This window comes from Streptacidiphilus sp. P02-A3a, from assembly GCF_014084105.1.
Lineage (GTDB): Bacteria > Actinomycetota > Actinomycetes > Streptomycetales > Streptomycetaceae > Streptacidiphilus.
This window is the reverse complement of the sequence record NZ_CP048289.1, coordinates 3,894,396-3,909,150: the sequence shown is the minus strand read 5'-3', so window position 1 is coordinate 3,909,150 and position 14,755 is coordinate 3,894,396. Positions and strand designations below refer to the sequence as shown.

The following is a 14,755-nucleotide window of genomic DNA, read 5'->3' as shown; positions in this document are numbered from 1 at the left end:
GTCATCCTCTTCCGTTTGCCCTGTCGGGTGCCTGCTCTCCAGCCAAGCAGCGTTCCCACCCGGTGCACACGAAGATCCATAGGCAGAACTGACCGCTCGAACTGCCGATGCGGGCGGCCGGTCGGCTGCCGAGGCCGGTCCCGCACGGTCGGCGCGGCCCTGCCCGAGGACGTCGGGTTGCGGCGAGCGAGTCAGTCAAACCCCAGTCAACCGGCTGATGCCCCGGAAAGGCCGTCGGGGCAGGCTGATCCTCGACATCCGCCGCGACCGACGGACCGTCGGCGGGCGGACAGCCCGGCTCTTGGCACCTGTCCAGGGTGGCTCACCAGAGGAGAGACCATGACCACGCAACAGCCCGACCAGTCCGTGCTGCAAGCCGTTCCGCCGGGTCACGCCCCGACTGCGGTCGGGCTGCTCCAGCAGCGCCTGCACGCTCTGAACGACCTGTACCTGACCCTCAAGCACGCCCACTGGAACCTGGTCGGTCCCCACTTCATCGCTGTCCACCAGATGCTGGACGCGCAGGCGGACGCGGTGCGCGCGATGACCGATGACGTCGCCGAGCGGATCGCCACCCTCGGCGGGGTCGCCCAGGGAACCCCCGGCGCCCTGGTCGCCGAGCGGCCGTGGGACGACTACGGCATCGGCCGCGCCGACACCAGCGTCCACCTGAGTGCCCTGCACGCGTCGTACACGCGGGTCATCGAGGGCACGCGCGCGGCCGTGAGCGTGGCCGGCGTGAACGAGCCCGTGACCGAGGACCTGCTGGTCGGCCAGTTGCGGGGCCTGGAGAAGGCGCAGTGGCTCATCCGAGCGCACCTGGCGGCGACCACGGACTGATCCACCGACAGCCGCGCGGCGGCGAAGCAGGTCGACCGGCGTGAGCCCGTCGTGATCCGTTGGCGCGGTGTCGGTCAGCCGTCTGCGCCGGAGCGTTGGAACATCCGCCGGTACGCGGTGGGTGTGGTGTCGAGGGTGTCGCGGAAGCGGGCCCGCAGGTTGGTACCGCTGCCCAGGCCGGTCTGGTCGGCGATCTGCTCAACGCTCAGGGCGGTGGCTTCGAGCAGCTCACGGGCATGGTCGAGGCGGGCGGTCAGCACCCACTGATGCGGGGTGGCGCCGGACTCCTGACGCCACATCCGCACGAGCGTGCGGGTGGAGATCCGGGCGTGACGGGCGAGTACGTCCAGGGTGAGCGGCTCGTCGAGATGCCGCAGGGCCCAGTCGCGGGTGGCCGAGAGGGTGTGCGCGGTGGGTTCGGGCAGCGACCGGGAGATGTACTGGGCCTGGCCGCCGTCGCGGTGCGGCGCGGCGACCAGTTCGCGGGCGATCTCGTTGGCGACCGCCGCACCCACGTCCTTGCGCACCAGGTACAGGCACAGGTCGATACCGGCCGTCACCCCGGCCGAGGTCAGCACCTGGCCGTCGTCGATGTAGAGGACGTTGCGGTCCACGCTCACCCGCGGGTGGAGCTCCTCCAGCTCGTCGGCGCTGGCCCAGTGCGTCGTCACGGTCCGGCCGTTGAGCAGGCCCGCGGCGGCCAGGGTGAACGCGCCGGTGCAGATCGAGGCGATCCGTGCCCCGCGGCGGTGGGCGAGTTCGAGGGCCGCGAGCACCTCGGGGGCGGGCGCACGGCGGTAGTCCCAGTACCCGGGCACGATGATGGTGTCCGCTCGCGCGAGCGCGGGCAGTCCGGCGCTGACGCCCACGGTGAATCCGGTGCTGGTGACCACGTTGCCACGGGAGGCGCCGCAGACGGTCATCTCGTAGGGGGTCTCCGGCCGGGAGTTGAAGATCTGCGTGGGAATGCCCAGGTCGATGGGGAGCACGGCGGGCAGTGCCAGGACGGCGACGCGATGAGGTGCCATGGCTGGAATCCTACGTCCGCAGTGATCCGGCCATCCCACGCCCCCGCGTCGGAGAAAGCTGTCCCGAAAATTGTGGAGGGTGGCAATCGGGACAGTGGTTGATCAACGAGGACCCCAGCAGGATGGGGGCATGGCCGGGGCAGGCAATCGCCGCCGTTGGATTCCGGGAGGAGAACGACATGACTGGGTACACGCCGATCGGGCGCTACTTCGAGGTCGAGGGCGGTCGACTGTACGGGCACGTACGCGAGGGCAGCGGACCGGCCCTGGTCTTTCTGCACTACTGGGGCGGCTCCCACCGCACCTGGCGGCCGGTGATCGAACGCCTCGACGCGGAGCGGGCGTTCGTCTCGACCGATCACCGTGGATGGGGCCGCTCCACCGCCGTCCCCGGCCCGTACGGCATCGAACAGCTCGCCGACGACGCGCAAAGGGTCGTCGACACGCTCGGCTACGGCGAGTATGTCCTGGTGGGCCACTCCATGGGCGGCAAGACGGCCCAGGTCCTGGCCTCGCGTCAACCCTCCGGTCTGCGCGGCGTCGTACTCGTCGCACCCGCGCCCCCCGCCCCGGTGGGCGTCACCGCCCGTGTCCAGGAGGGCCTGTCGCATGCCTACGACACCACCGAGAGCGTGGAGCAGAGCATCGACCAGGTGCTGACCGCGGGTGCCCTGTCCCCGGAACTCCGGCAGCAGGTCATTGAGGACAGCCTGCGCCCGACCGAGGACGCCCGCCTGGCCTGGCCGCGCCAGGGGCTGGTCGAGGACTTCTCCGGCGTCGTCGGCAGCATCGACGTTCCCGTGCTGGTCCTGGTCGGCAGCCACGACCAGGTCGACCCGCCGCAGCTGCTGCGGGAGCACCTGCTCCCGCTGATCCCCACCGCCACCGCCGCCGAACTGCACCACACCGGCCACCTCTCGCCGCTGGAGGTGCCCGACCAGGTCGCCGCGCACATCAGCGCGTTCGTCGCCGGGATATCCGGGGCGTAGCGGCACGGCGGGCAGTCCGTCCACTGACTTTCCCCACTGGCTTCCCCCACTGACTTCCCACACTGATTCTCCACACCGATCTTCCACAAAGGAGCGCTTCTCATGGCAGACAAGGCCAGCATCGTCTTCGTCCACGGGCTCTGGGCCGACGGCTCGTGCTTCAGCAAGCTCATTCCCGCGCTCCAGGCCGAGGGACACACGGTGTTCGCCTCGCAACACGGCCTCAACTCGCTGGAGAGCGACGTCGCGTGCGTCACCTTCACGCTCAACCACGTGCCGGGGCCGATCGTGCTCGTCGGCCACTCCTACGGGGGGACCCTGATCACCAAGGCGGGCACCCACGACCGCGTCGGCGCGCTGGTCTACATCGCCGCGCTCAGCCCGGACGAGACCGAGACATCCCAGCAGCTGCAGGAGCGGTTCCCCGCCACACCCGTCTTCGAACACATCGAGGTCGCCGACGGGCGCCTGTGGCTCAAGGCATCAGGCGTCCAGGACTTCGCCGGTGACCTGCCGGAAGCGGAGCAGCACCTCGTGCTGGCGACCGGGGCCGTGCCGGACGCGGACCTGTTCAACCAGCAGGTCCCCGGCACCGCCTGGAAGACCAAGCCGAGCTGGTACATCGTCGCCAACGACGACCGCACCGTGAACCCCGACCTGGAACGCTTCGCCGCCAAGCGCATGGGTGCGAAGACCTACGACGTCGACAGCAGCCACGTCCCCATGCTCTCGCACCCGGACTTCGTCCTCGACGTGATCCGCGAGGCCGCGAAGTCCCTTGAGGCGTAGCCCCCTTGAGGCGTAGCCCCCTTGAGGCGCAGCCCCTTGAAGCGCAGCCCACGCCGCGCCCCCGGCGCGGCTCCGCGATCGAAGCCCGAAGCAGCAGGGAGAATTCAGTGAGGCTTGTCGGACTCAAGTCCGCGAAGGCGGCCGTCGTCTCCGCCGTCGTGTTCCTGGCGACCATGACCGCAATGGCCCAGCCGGCCGGCGCGGACACCCCTCCGGGACAGGTCGCCCACGTCTACATGAATCTTGACAACCGGTCGGGCAACAGCGCCGCCGCGGGCTACAGCGCCTTCATCAACAGCCTGCGCAGCGCCGCGGGCCACGCCTTCCGCGGGGGCACCTACATCGCCCAGAGCAACCCCGGCGGCATCATCCGGGCCGACATCAATGCGACCGGTGGTACGCGGCCGCTCGGCATGACGCTGTGGATCGATCCGCAGAACCTCTACGTTCTCGGGTTCACCAACGCGAACAACCAGACGCTGTACTTCGACGACCTGAGTCCCGCCGATGTCGACCGGGTGGCCGGCGGCGCCCTCGCCGAGGGCTTCCACGGGGGATTCCAGAGGCTCCCGTTCGGCGGCAACTACATGAGCCTCAGTGCGGCGGCCGGACGCGGCCGGGATGCGATGCCGATCTCCATGAACGACATCTACTCATCCGTCGCCAACCTCGCCACGACGAACTCCGGGAACATCGGCACCTCGACACTGTTCGCCTCCCGCTCCCTGATGCTCCTGATCCAGGTGACGTCGGAGGCGGCGCGGTTCAACAACGTCTACGGGATCATGTCGCAGGCCCTGGGCACACCCGTCACCCGGAACAGCCTCCCCTCGCAGGAGCAGAACCTGGAGAACAACTGGGCGGCCATGTCCGGCTTCGGGGTGTCCGTCAGCAACAACAGCACGACCCGGCCGGTGACCATCGTCGGAGCGGGCGCCCCCGACGGCGACGGTCACCCGACCAACCTCGTGCTCCACTCGTGGAGCGATGTCGCCCGGTACGTGGGGACGCTCCTGGGCAACCTCGCCAACGTCGGCGGCCCAGGCCACACCGAGCTGTAGACCTCGCGCTCGAACCGCACCCGGCCCGGTCCGCCTCGCGGACCGGGCCGTCATTCCGCTGAGCGCCCATCCCCTACCTGTCAAGGAGTCCCTCCATGTCACCGACCAAGGTCATTGCCATACCGGTGCTCGGCCGGCACGTCGTCAACGCCTACCTGCTGCTCGGCAGGCGACCGGTCATCGTCGACGCCGGAACGCCCGGCAGCGGCCGACTGATTCACGACCGGGTCACTGCCCACGGCGTGGACCCCAAGGACGTCAGCCTGATCGTCGTCACTCACGGCCACGTCGACCACTTCGGCTCGGCCGCGGAGCTCAGCCGACTCACCGGCGCACCGATCGCCGGTCACGTCGCCGACCTCGGCACCTACCGAGCGGGCCGGGTGAGTGAGCCGTACCGGCCCATCGGGGTGTTCGGGCACCTCTTCGCCCGCAGCTCCAGGGTGCGCGAGAGCACCGAGCCGTTCGACCCGACCGTGCTCATCCGCGGTGAGACGCGACTGGCGGACTTCGGCGTCCAGGCCCGCATCATGCCCACTCCGGGCCACACCCCCGGCTCCGTCTCGGTTCTGACCGACGACGGCGACCTGGTGGCCGGCGACCTCGTGGCCACCCCGTTCCTGGGCCTGGTCAAGGGGCGGCCCGCCAACCCGCCCTTCCACGACGACCGCCTCGGCAACCTGGCCAGCCTGCGCGAGATGCTGGCGCTTCGCCCCACAAGGATCCACGTCGGACACGGCGCCCCCCTTGATCCGGACCGGGTGGGCCGCTGGGCGGCCCAGGAGCAGCGACGACTCGACCGCCTCGTGACCAGGGGACGCCTGCACGCGGCGGACGGGGGCTCACGACGGCCCGGCGACAGCTGAGCGCACACCGGTACCAGGCCTGCGGGTGCTGTCCCGGCCGCGCGGGCACAAATGTTACCGGTATCAATACCTGGAATCGGCGGCGGGTCGGCGGCCATCATCCGGACCCCATCGGGGTTAAGTTAAGATTCTTAACTATCGTTCCCGCAGTTCACAGGCTCTCTGATGTACCGCCAGCCAAGAGAAGCGGTTGAAGACATTGACTCTCCCGAGTGATACCGGGAACAATCACGGCCAACCAAGAGGTTCCCGCCAGGAGCGGGGCCGGTGCCGACAGCGGTGGAGAGGCGGTCATGGCCGAGAGGCGCGCAGGGGCGCGGTGACGCGGTCGGAGGTCCGCCGGTCGTCATGGCCGACGTCGCCCGGACGGCCGGGGTCTCCAAGCAGACGGTGTCCCGAGTGCGGAACACCGTGCGGCTGCGGTGGACCCTGCCCCGGAACGGCGGTTGACCCGATGCACTTCGGCGCCGCCTACTACCCGGAGTACCTGCCTCGGGGGCTCGACCGGCTGGACCGGGACATCCAGCTGATGCTGGACGCCGGCTTCACCTACGTCCGGCTCGGCGAGTCCGCCTGGCAGCTGTGGGAGCCCACCGACGGCGAGTTCCGCTTCGCGGACCACCTGCGGGCCCGGCACGGCAACGTCGAGGAGGTCAACGAGGCCTGGAGTACCGACCACTGGTCACTCGGGCTCGGCGACTTCGCCGACCTGTGGCCGGCCGACCAGAACAGCTCGCCCGGCTACGACCTGGCCTGGCGGCGCTTCCAGGCCGGCCCGGTCAGCGAGCTCCTGGACTGGCAGGCCGATCTGGTGCGGCAGTTGGCCCGCCCCGACCAGTTCATCACCCACTGCTGCGTCGGCGGCCACGCCGCCATCCGGCCCGCCGTCGACAGTCGCCGAATCGCCCGCGCCGTCGACCTGCCCGGCGTCGACATCTCCTACTCCACCCAGGAGACGCTGTCGCTGCCCGACCCGGGGCCGAGCGGACCGCCCAGCGACTGGTCCGCTACGCCGAGCGCGGCGGCCATCTGCCGCTCACCTTCCGCACCGGGTACGCCGACGAGCACGGCCGGGTCCGCGCCGCCACCGCCCCAGGACCGTTCGCCGACGCGGCCGGCGTCCGCTACCGGGAGTACCTCAACCTGCCCGCCGACACGACCGTGACCAGCCACGACGACCGGCTGGACGCGCTCGGTGGCCGAGCCACGGCCTGGGCCGACCACCTGGAACCGGTCGATGCGGAGACCCTGCTCGGATACCGGGCGGCGCACCTGGCCGACTTCGCGGCGGCAACCACCCGCCGCCACGGCGACGGCCGGGTGAGCTGGGTCGGCACCCTGCCCGACGGCAGCCGACTCTGGTTCCTGACCAACTGGTCGGACCAGGTGGTCGAGTTGCTGCTTACCCTCGACGCCGAGGACCCGGTGTCGTCCCCAACCCACCGCGCGGGCGAACCCGTTTCGCACTCCCCTCGCGCGGTGCTGATTGTCCGTCAGTTCTGACTCCCCTCAGGCCGACCCACGCTCCCCCGTCCCGGCGACGATGCCCGGACCCTCCCGACAGGGCTCCCCCGCATGACCACCCAGCTCCAGCCGGTCAGCCCCCGGCCGTCCCGCACTGGCACACGCGCCGCGCCGCCGAACGGCCCGGCCCCGCAGTCCATCTGCGTGCGGAACGGCGCGGAGAACGGCCGAGCACCCCCGTGCTCGCGCCACACCACCCGTCCCCCCGAATCCACCCTGGGAAGGCATGTTGTGAACTCAGCACCGAAGCCCGGACCCACCCCCCTCCGCAGACGGCTGCTGGCCGGGGTCACGTCGGGCACGCTCTGCGTGCTCGGCCTGGCCACGGCGGGCACGGGCACCGCCCACGCCGTCGGCACCACCTACTACGTCGCGACCACCGGCAGCGACAGCAACAGCGGCACCAGTCCGGCCGCGCCGTTCCTGACCATCTCCACGTGCGCGGCGGTGGCCGTGGCCGGGGACAGCTGCCTGATCGAGGGCGGCAGCTACCCGGAGACGGTCGTACCCGCCAACTCCGGCACCGCCTCGGCACCGATCACCTTCGCGCCCTACAACGGGCAGCAGGTCACCGTGACCGGCGCCGACCCGGTCACCGGCTGGAGCCCCTACCAGGGTTCGATCTACCGGGCCCCGGCTGTGCTCGCCCCCGGCTACGACGCCACCGAGACCCCGGCCGACGGCGACCTCGCGGCCAACCAGATATTCCAGAACGGGACGATGCTGCCGGAGGCCCAGTACCCGGCGCCGGGCGGCAACCCGATGCACCCGGCGACCGCCGCCTTCTCCTCGATCACCTCGGGCTCCGGCACCCAGAGCGGGGCCCTCGCCGACAGCAAGGTGCCCGCGCTGCCCTCGGTGAACGGTGCCGTCATCGACTTCACCGGCGGCTGGACGCTGGTCTCCGGAACGGTGACCGCCAGTTCGTCCGGCTCGGTCAGCTACTCACTGCCGAGCTCCGACAGCTCCATCTACCCGCCGAACTCCGGCAACACCTCCTACCGGCTGCTGGGCAGCCTCAGCCTGCTGACCGCGCCCGGAGAGTGGTTCTACGACGCGACCGGCAAGCAGCTCTACGTCTGGGCGCCGGGCGGCGGCGTGCCCTCGGGGATCACCGCCAAGAAACGCAACTACGCCTTCGACCTGCGTGGGCGCTCGGACATCACGGTGACCGGAATCGGCGTCACCGCTTCCACGGTGATCACCGACAACTCCTCGACCGGGATCCTGCTGAACGCGATCACCGGCAGCTACCTGTCCCACTTCGAGACCCAGCAGTACGACCCGACGCTGCCCTTCGGCGGCGTCTACGACGCGGCCCACCGAGCCGACACCGGCATCATCCTGGACGGCTCCGGCAACACCATCCGCAACAGCGTCCTCGAATACAGCGCCGGCAACGGCGTCGCGCTGAACGGCAACGACAACACCGCCTCGAACAACCTGATCCACGACGTCGCCTACGGCGGCACCTACACCAGCGGGGTGACCCTGTTCGGGCTGAGCACCGGCCAGTTGGTCACCCACAACACCATCTACTCGACCGCCCGCGACGGCATCAACGTCAACACCAACGTCCCAGCCGACGAGGCCTTCCACGGCAACCGGATCAGCTACAACGACGTCAGCGACTACGGCACCGTCCAGCGCGACCTGGGCGGCATCTACACCTGCTGCAACATCGACTGGTCCGGCAGCCGGATCGACCACAACACCGTGCACGACCCCAGCGGCACGGCCAACGGCATCTACCTGGACAACGGCACCTACGACGTGCAGGTCGACCACAACATCACCTGGGGCAACAACAACGGCCTTCACGCCAACGGGACCACGGCCACGACCTCCAAGACCAACGACCTGATCTACAACAACACCTTCGCCGAGACCACCTACTCGATGGGCACCGCCCACCTGTTCGGCAACAGCGTGGTGGAGAACAACATCGACACCGCCGCGAACGGCAGCACCTCGGCCCCGGTCTACCGGGACAACATCGACCCGCCGACCAACCCCGGCTTCGTCAACCGCTGGGGACTGGACTTCCACCTCGCGGCCGGCTCCCCGGCGCTGGGCGCGGGCGTCGCCGTCCCCGGCGTCACCGTCAACTCCACCGGCGCGGCCGACATCGGGGCCTACGAGTCCGGCGACAACGCCTGGACCAGCGGCTGCACCCTGACCGGCTGCCACCCGGTCTACCCGCTGTCGATCGACGACTCGGCGATCGGCACCACCGCCGACACCATCGACTACCTCGGCTCCGGCTGGGCGCACTGCGCGGCCTGCTCCGGGACCGTGCCGCTCTGGAACAACAGCAACAGCTACGACGACACCACCGGCGCGAGTCTGAGCTTCACCTTCACCGGCACGGCGATCCAGTACCACGCGGTGACCGACACCGAGCACGGCATCGCGTCGGTCTCGGTCGACGGCGGCCCGGCCACCCTGGTCGACCTCTACGCGGCCACCCGCAAGGGCGACGTGGACGTGTGGAACAGCAAGCCCCTGGCCGAGGGGACGCACACGCTGACCATCACGGTCACCGGTACCAAGAACGCGGCCTCGACCGGGACCTACGTCACCCTGGACCGACTGGTCGTCAGCCCGTAACCACCGTCGACACACCCGGTGCGGCCGGGGCGCCGCAGCCGCCGGTGGCAGAGTGAAACAGGAACGGGGTCCAGCTCCTCGACCGACCGAGGTCGAGCGTACGAGCTGGTCCCCGCTCCGGTGCTGGAGCAACGCGCGGCAGTCGCGGCTCGGATCAGCCCCGATAGCGCTCTGACTGACCATCAGCAGATGGTCAATCTCCGCTTCGAGCTGTCGAGTTGAGCCCTAGCTCTGGGTCAGGGTGGTGAACTGGACCTTGCCGCCGTCGTCCGCCCCCTCACTGACCGTGCCCTGCTGGTAGTCGCCCGCCGAGAAGTGCCCGGAGGCGCCGACCAGGACCTTCGGGACGGCGACCGTGTAGGTCTGGCTCTGGTCGCCGGAGGCGGCGGAGAGGGTCAGCGTGCCGTTGCCGCTGTCGGTGACCCGATAGCTGAACGCGGTGTCCAGCGGGACGCCGGTGAGCAGCGTGTAGAAGTCGGCCGGGGCGCTCGTGCCCGAGGCCACCATGACGTAGAGCTTGCCGGACTTGTAGTCGACCATGACGAAGGGCGACGATCCGCCGCTGCCGCCGGCGTGCAGTTGGGCGACGCAGATCTCGGGGTTGCTCTGCGGGAGTTGCAGGATTCGCACGGTGGCGTCGAGCGCGTGCTTCGCGGTGCCCACGGCGTACTTGTCGGCGGACTCCAGCTCCGTGCGCGAGTGCAGCGAGCCGGGGGTGGTGGCCGCGCCGGAGGGCGCCCAGAACGTCAGCGCCCCGCTGCTGTCCTGGGTCAGCCAGGGGGAGATCAGTTGCGCCGGGCCCAGCAACTCGGCGTCGTTGCCGGTGGGTTGGCCGGCCGAGTTGACGGGCAGCAACAGGCCGTCCCAGCTGCTCAGGCTGATCGGCGAGGTTGCCCTCCCGGCGTCCTTCGCCGCACCGGCCGGGCCTGCGGTTCCGGATCCGCCTGCCCGCGTTGTGGCGGATCGCACCGGGTTGGCCGCAGCCGGTGCCGCCATGCTGACCCCAACCCCCAGGGCGAGCACGCCGGTTGCTGCCGCTATCCACTTCAGTCGCATCATGCGTCGAGCATATGGTAAAGGACCATAACTAGAACCCGCCGTGCGGAGACTTTCTCGCCAGTGGGCACCGGGAGCTTCACAGCCGGTCGTAGATGGCGGCGAGTTGCCGCAGGACGTCGGTCGCGGCGTCCAGGGCCGTGGTGTCGTACTGGGTGAGCGTGGTGTCGAGCGCCTCGGCCAGGGCGGCCTGGCGTTCGCGGTGGTGGCGGCGGCCGGTATCGGTGAGCGCGACCAGGACGGACCTCTTGTCGTCGGCGGGCCGTTCGCGGGTGACGTAACCGGCTGCGGCCAGGCCGTTGACCAGTTGAGTGGTGGCGGCGCCGGTGGTCTCGGTGGCGGCGGCCAGTTGGCCGATCGACAGCGGGCCGGTCTCGGCCAGCGCCCGCAGCGCCCGTGCGTGGGTGAGCGAGAGCGTGCCGGGGGTACGGGTGGCCCGTCCGCGCAAGCGGGAGTCGGCGGCACTGAGGCTGTAGGCAGCCCGGGCGAGCCGGTCGAGGGCCTGGTCGCGGCCGGGGCCGGGCGCGGTGGAGGGATGCGGCTCGGGCATGGGGCAGGCCTTCCGGCTGAATGGGCGGGCGGGCCGACAACCAGCTTAGTCTAAGAAGCCGTTGCTGAACCGGATGAGGCGTCGCTTGATCGGCTGATTCTTCCTGGTCAGGAATGGGGTGGGTGCTGGTGCGGCAGGCTCTTGGGGGTCGGGTTGTCGTCGTGCTGGAGGTGCTGGGATGCCGTCGGTTGTGGGCTTGTTGGAGGAGCGGGAGTTGGCGGCGCGCGTACGCACCGAGGCTCTGCGGGATGAGGCGGACCGGGTGCTGGCCGCCTTGGCCGACTCGGAGACGGAGTGGCACGAGTGGGTGATCGCCAGGCAGCGTGTGGGCGTCGTATGCGGGATGGCCCTGTAACTCCCGGGCTGCTGGAGCCGGTTGCCGCCGCCGTGGAGGCGGCACCTGCGGTGGCCGTCGATGCTCTCTCGCAGCCGCAGCCAGTGCCGATGGTCGCGTCGGCGCCGGCGGGTCCGGGTCGGACGGTGGCAGTGTGGGAGCCGGGCCTGGGGGTGGAGGCGCTGCGGGAGAGCTACCGGGCGGTGATGGAGGTGCTGGCGTCGGCCGCGTGCTCGGACGGTGACGTGGTGACCCGGTCGTGCCCGGAGATCGCGGTGGCTCTGGGGATGGAGATGACGAAGAACAACATCGAGGGCCGGGTCCGGCATGTGGCGAAGCGGCTGGTGGACCGGGGCTGGCTGGTCGAGCCGGTCCGGGGCCGGTTCAGGCTCGCCGACGGGCCAGCCGCCGCGTCATGAGCGTGGTCATCGACCACACCACCATCTGCTCGTGGACTTCCGGCAGCCCTTCGTAGTCCCGCGCCAGGCGGCGGGTGCGCATCAGCCAGGCGTTGGTGCGCTCGACCACCCACCGGCGCGGCAGCACCACGAAGCCTGACGTGTCGTCAGAGCGCTTGATGATCTGCAGTTCCAGGTGCAGCTTCTCGGCGGCCCAGTCCACGAGCCTGCCGGTGTAGGCGCCGTCGGCCCAGACCAGGGCCAGGCGGTGGAAGCGGGCGCGGGCGTGTCGCAGCAGCGGGCGGGCGGCGTCGCGGTCCTGCACGCGCAGGCGGTCGTGCAGTTCGCCCAGCAGGCCCTTGATCCGCCAGCGCCGGTTGAAGGCGTAGACGCGGTCCCAGAGGGGGAAGTCCAACGGCATCGCCAGCCACTTGCAGCCGTTGTCGTTCAGGTAGCGCACCGCGTCGATCATCTGCCGGTGGCAGTAGGCCTCCGGCTGCCCGCCGCGCCCCTCCAGCCAGCCGGGCACCGGCATCGCGTCGCGCACCACCGCCCACCCCGCGTCTGACATGTCCGTGGGGTACACCGGCCGCCGGTCCGAATGGCCAGCCGCGTTCCCGAACCGGTGAGCGAGACAATCACACGATGGGTAAGGCCCGTTGGACGCGGCCCGGACCAAGACGGAAGACTGCGGCATCAGGGCCTCCTGGGCGTGTGCTTGGCTTCAACAACTTCGCACTGCCTCGGAGGCCCTGCCCTTATGCGCGCGTACGCCGCCGATCATTCGACCGTGTCATCCCAGTCGAACTGACACCCACCATGATCGATAGAGCAACGGCTTCTCAGGGTCCCGTTGGTCTGCTCCACTCTCCAGCGGATCGGCTGGGGAACGAAGCCCTCCTGGCCGGGGTTGCGCTCGACGATGTCCACCGTGACGCCCATAGCGGCACCGTGGGTGACGACGGTCTTCTTGAACCCCTGGTCCACCAGCGCCTTGCGGACAGAGGGGGCGCTGATGGCGACCTTGTCCAGCAGGGCGGTGCCGATGGCGTTGTCGTGGACGCTGCCGGCCGCCACGATCACCGCGATGACCAGTCCGAGGATGTCAACGGCCAGTCCGCGCTTCCTGCCCGGTACCTTCTTCGCCGCGTCGCGGCCGGTCGTGGTGGCAGGCACGCCGGCGGCGGCGTGCAGGCTCTGGGTGTCGAGCACCACCAGGCTCGGATCCTCGGTCCGCCCGGCCCATTCGCGGACCTGGCAGCGCAGGAGTTCGTGGATCGCCTCGGTGGTGCCGTCGTTGCGCCAGGCGTAGAAGTAGTACTTGACCGCGCCGGGCGGCGGCAGGTCACCGGGCAAGTAGGACCACGGGCAGCCGCTCCGGCCCTGGTAGAAGATGGCGTTGACGATCTCCCTTATCGGATACCGGCCCTGATGGCCGCTCACCGAGGGGTGAGCCGCCTTCCAGGCGGTGATCACCGGCTCGATCAGCGCCCACCGCTCATCCGTCAAATCGCTCGGGTAACCCCTGCGTCCACTCACCCCGCCAGCCCACCACCACCCGAGGCGCCACACAGCGGCCTTGGAGGCAAGCCCACACCATTGAGTGACCAGAACTTGGACAGATTGTCACATACCGCCCTCTGGAACCCCGTCAACCTGTTCTGACCAGCTAATCGCATCTCCCGCACAGCGGGGGAACCTCACATGTCGGGCGCCAGCTGGCTCAGGATGATCATCTGTCGGGCCACGATCGCGGCCTGCGCGTGCCAATCGGTCAGCAACTCCGGGCTCTTGCTGACCTGGTAGGCATCGCGGTCGTACTCCTCCTGCCTGACCGCCCGAGACAACTCGGACACCGAGAACGACGCGGGTTCCAGGTGATCGCGGATGTCCCCGAGCCGACTGTTGGTTCCCTGGTGCAACAGCGTCAACGAGGTCACCGCGGCGAGCACCAGCGTGACCACGAATCCCGCGGCCAACCACACCGCGAAGTGCAAGGTGAACCCGCCCCGCGCACGGCTTGGCACCGCGCCCATACGTCTGATCCCCGGACTGTCCTTCACCGTCCCATTACCGCACGCTGGCTGACGGGTACGGAAGAGGAAAACCCCCGTGTCGCCCCGTCGGACGCTCAACCGGGCTGCCGCGCAGGGCTGCGCGTTCGTCGGAGACCTCAGCGGCGTTGGCACGGTTCACCCACACACTGATGCCTTGATCGTGGATGACCACGTTGCAGGCCGACGCGTCGGGTTCAGCCGTCGAAGGCGGCCAGGCGCTCCATCAGGGCGCCTGCCAGGCGCAGCAGTTCGACTTCGGTCGGGGTCAGCAGGGCCGACATCGACCGGGCGAGCCATGCCTCGCGGCGTTCCCGCTCCTTGCCGAGCACCGCCATGCCTCGGTGGGTGATGCCCACCAGGTGCTGACGCCGGTCGGCCTCGCTGCGGGTGCGGGTGATGAAGTCGTCCTGTTCCAGGGAGAGCAGGACCCGTGTGAGCGACTGGGGTTGCACCCGTTGTTCCACGGCCAGGTCGCGCGGTGTCGTCGGTCCGCCCTTGTGCAGGCGTTCCAGGAGGGTCAGCTTCACCAGGCTGACCGTTTCCTCGGGGCGTTCGGAGCGGAGCCTGCGCGAGATCTGGTTGACCCCGGTGCGGAGTGCCTGGGCGGCCTGCACTGTCCTGTCGCCCGCCCCGGTGTCCATGCGGACAGGATA

The 14,755-nt window shown here is 69.9% G+C and carries 16 protein-coding genes and 2 pseudogenes; 11 read left to right on the top strand and 7 right to left on the bottom strand.

Translation table 11 applies throughout. The annotated features are described in order from the left end of the window. Positions 1–339 precede the first annotated feature (339 nt). Entirely contained in the window at positions 340–840 is a 501-nt protein-coding gene (locus GXP74_RS17705; protein WP_182452435.1) for a Dps family protein, read from the top strand. A gap of 74 nt (positions 841–914) precedes the next feature. Here GXP74_RS17705 and GXP74_RS17700 read toward each other — a convergent pair whose 3' ends face one another. Next, positions 915–1,868 (bottom strand): GlxA family transcriptional regulator, encoded by a 954-nt coding sequence (locus GXP74_RS17700; protein WP_182452434.1) that lies wholly within the window; start codon positions 1,866–1,868, stop codon positions 915–917. Between the two features lie 179 nt (positions 1,869–2,047). Here GXP74_RS17700 and GXP74_RS17695 point away from each other — a divergent pair, with 179 nt between their 5' ends. The 8 genes and pseudogenes from GXP74_RS17695 (at position 2,048) to GXP74_RS17660 (ending at position 9,707) form a co-directional block, all read left to right on the top strand. Next, positions 2,048–2,857 carry an alpha/beta fold hydrolase gene (locus tag GXP74_RS17695; protein WP_182452433.1) on the top strand — a complete coding sequence of 270 codons (810 nt, stop codon included), beginning with the start codon at positions 2,048–2,050 and terminating at the stop codon, positions 2,855–2,857. Between the two features lie 102 nt (positions 2,858–2,959). Then, complete coding sequence (locus tag GXP74_RS17690) at positions 2,960–3,646, top strand: alpha/beta fold hydrolase (RefSeq protein ID WP_182452432.1); 687 nt, start codon at positions 2,960–2,962, stop codon at positions 3,644–3,646. A gap of 107 nt (positions 3,647–3,753) precedes the next feature. Continuing rightward, entirely contained in the window at positions 3,754–4,707 is a 954-nt protein-coding gene (locus GXP74_RS17685) for a ribosome-inactivating family protein (RefSeq protein WP_182452431.1), read from the top strand. Between the two features lie 95 nt (positions 4,708–4,802). Then, the gene (locus tag GXP74_RS17680; RefSeq protein WP_182452430.1) at positions 4,803–5,573 is read left to right on the top strand and encodes an MBL fold metallo-hydrolase; all 771 of its coding nucleotides are present in this window, start codon (positions 4,803–4,805) and stop codon (positions 5,571–5,573) included. 348 nt (positions 5,574–5,921) lie between these two features. Next, positions 5,922–6,023: a LacI family DNA-binding transcriptional regulator gene (locus GXP74_RS17675; RefSeq protein WP_182452429.1), complete on the top strand. Its 102-nt coding sequence runs from the start codon at positions 5,922–5,924 to the stop codon at positions 6,021–6,023. Between the two features lie 4 nt (positions 6,024–6,027). Next, positions 6,028–6,495, top strand: a pseudogene (locus GXP74_RS17670) (beta-galactosidase); the annotation flags it as partial. Further along, entirely contained in the window at positions 6,423–7,076 is a 654-nt protein-coding gene (locus GXP74_RS40390) for a beta-galactosidase trimerization domain-containing protein (RefSeq protein WP_225448628.1), read from the top strand. The pseudogene GXP74_RS17670 and the gene GXP74_RS40390, both read left to right, overlap by 73 nt. Before the next feature lie 252 nt (positions 7,077–7,328). Beyond that, entirely contained in the window at positions 7,329–9,707 is a 2,379-nt protein-coding gene (locus tag GXP74_RS17660) for a right-handed parallel beta-helix repeat-containing protein (protein WP_182452427.1), read from the top strand. A gap of 225 nt (positions 9,708–9,932) precedes the next feature. Here the strand turns inward: GXP74_RS17660 and GXP74_RS17655 are convergent, their stop codons facing one another. Both GXP74_RS17655 and GXP74_RS17650 read right to left on the bottom strand, forming a co-directional pair. Beyond that, a complete protein-coding gene (locus GXP74_RS17655; protein WP_182452426.1) occupies positions 9,933–10,766 on the bottom strand; it encodes a polysaccharide lyase family 7 protein in 834 nt (277 codons plus the stop codon). 76 nt (positions 10,767–10,842) lie between these two features. Continuing rightward, the gene (locus GXP74_RS17650; RefSeq protein ID WP_182452425.1) at positions 10,843–11,313 is read right to left on the bottom strand and encodes a MarR family winged helix-turn-helix transcriptional regulator; all 471 of its coding nucleotides are present in this window, start codon (positions 11,311–11,313) and stop codon (positions 10,843–10,845) included. A 178-nt stretch (positions 11,314–11,491) separates the two neighbouring features. On the opposite strand from GXP74_RS17650, the gene GXP74_RS17645 reads away from it, so the two are divergent. Together GXP74_RS17645 and GXP74_RS17640 are read left to right on the top strand one after the other, a co-directional pair. Next, on the top strand, positions 11,492–11,668 hold the full coding sequence (locus GXP74_RS17645; RefSeq protein WP_182452392.1) for a hypothetical protein: 177 nt from the start codon (positions 11,492–11,494) through the stop codon (positions 11,666–11,668). A gap of 125 nt (positions 11,669–11,793) precedes the next feature. Then, positions 11,794–12,066, top strand: coding sequence for a hypothetical protein (locus GXP74_RS17640; protein ID WP_182452424.1), 273 nt, complete (start codon positions 11,794–11,796; stop codon positions 12,064–12,066). Here GXP74_RS17640 and GXP74_RS17635 read toward each other — a convergent pair. The 4 genes and pseudogenes from GXP74_RS17635 to GXP74_RS17620 all read right to left on the bottom strand — a co-directional run bounded on the left by GXP74_RS17635 (position 12,032) and on the right by GXP74_RS17620 (position 14,743). Further along, on the bottom strand, positions 12,032–12,616 hold the full coding sequence (locus tag GXP74_RS17635; protein ID WP_225448012.1) for a transposase: 585 nt from the start codon (positions 12,614–12,616) through the stop codon (positions 12,032–12,034). The two genes, GXP74_RS17640 and GXP74_RS17635, sit on opposite strands and share 35 nt — an antisense overlap. A gap of 260 nt (positions 12,617–12,876) precedes the next feature. Beyond that, a pseudogene (locus GXP74_RS17630) lies at positions 12,877–13,584 on the bottom strand (IS5 family transposase); the annotation flags it as partial. Positions 13,585–13,745: 161 nt separating this feature from the next. Then, positions 13,746–14,081 carry a hypothetical protein gene (locus tag GXP74_RS17625; RefSeq protein ID WP_182452422.1) on the bottom strand — a complete coding sequence of 112 codons (336 nt, stop codon included), beginning with the start codon at positions 14,079–14,081 and terminating at the stop codon, positions 13,746–13,748. A gap of 215 nt (positions 14,082–14,296) precedes the next feature. Next, positions 14,297–14,743 (bottom strand): MarR family winged helix-turn-helix transcriptional regulator, encoded by a 447-nt coding sequence (locus GXP74_RS17620; RefSeq protein ID WP_182452421.1) that lies wholly within the window; start codon positions 14,741–14,743, stop codon positions 14,297–14,299. Between the last annotated feature and the right edge of the window lie 12 nt (positions 14,744–14,755).

Bases quoted from the DNA above. Each gene is read 5' to 3' on its own strand.
- GXP74_RS17625 (WP_182452422.1), bottom strand. From the start codon at position 14,081: ATGGGCGCGGTGCCAAGCCGTGCGCGGGGCGGGTTCACCTTGCACTTC.
- GXP74_RS17635 (WP_225448012.1), bottom strand. From the start codon at position 12,616: ATGTCAGACGCGGGGTGGGCGGTGGTGCGCGACGCGATGCCGGTGCCC.
- GXP74_RS17680 (WP_182452430.1), top strand. From the start codon at position 4,803: ATGTCACCGACCAAGGTCATTGCCATACCGGTGCTCGGCCGGCACGTC.
- GXP74_RS17650 (WP_182452425.1), bottom strand. From the start codon at position 11,313: ATGCCCGAGCCGCATCCCTCCACCGCGCCCGGCCCCGGCCGCGACCAG.
- GXP74_RS17655 (WP_182452426.1), bottom strand. From the start codon at position 10,766: ATGATGCGACTGAAGTGGATAGCGGCAGCAACCGGCGTGCTCGCCCTG.
- GXP74_RS17700 (WP_182452434.1), bottom strand. From the start codon at position 1,868: ATGGCACCTCATCGCGTCGCCGTCCTGGCACTGCCCGCCGTGCTCCCC.
- GXP74_RS17695 (WP_182452433.1), top strand. From the start codon at position 2,048: ATGACTGGGTACACGCCGATCGGGCGCTACTTCGAGGTCGAGGGCGGT.
- GXP74_RS17690 (WP_182452432.1), top strand. From the start codon at position 2,960: ATGGCAGACAAGGCCAGCATCGTCTTCGTCCACGGGCTCTGGGCCGAC.
- GXP74_RS17675 (WP_182452429.1), top strand. From the start codon at position 5,922: ATGGCCGACGTCGCCCGGACGGCCGGGGTCTCCAAGCAGACGGTGTCC.
- GXP74_RS17645 (WP_182452392.1), top strand. From the start codon at position 11,492: ATGCCGTCGGTTGTGGGCTTGTTGGAGGAGCGGGAGTTGGCGGCGCGC.
- GXP74_RS17705 (WP_182452435.1), top strand. From the start codon at position 340: ATGACCACGCAACAGCCCGACCAGTCCGTGCTGCAAGCCGTTCCGCCG.
- GXP74_RS17620 (WP_182452421.1), bottom strand. From the start codon at position 14,743: ATGGACACCGGGGCGGGCGACAGGACAGTGCAGGCCGCCCAGGCACTC.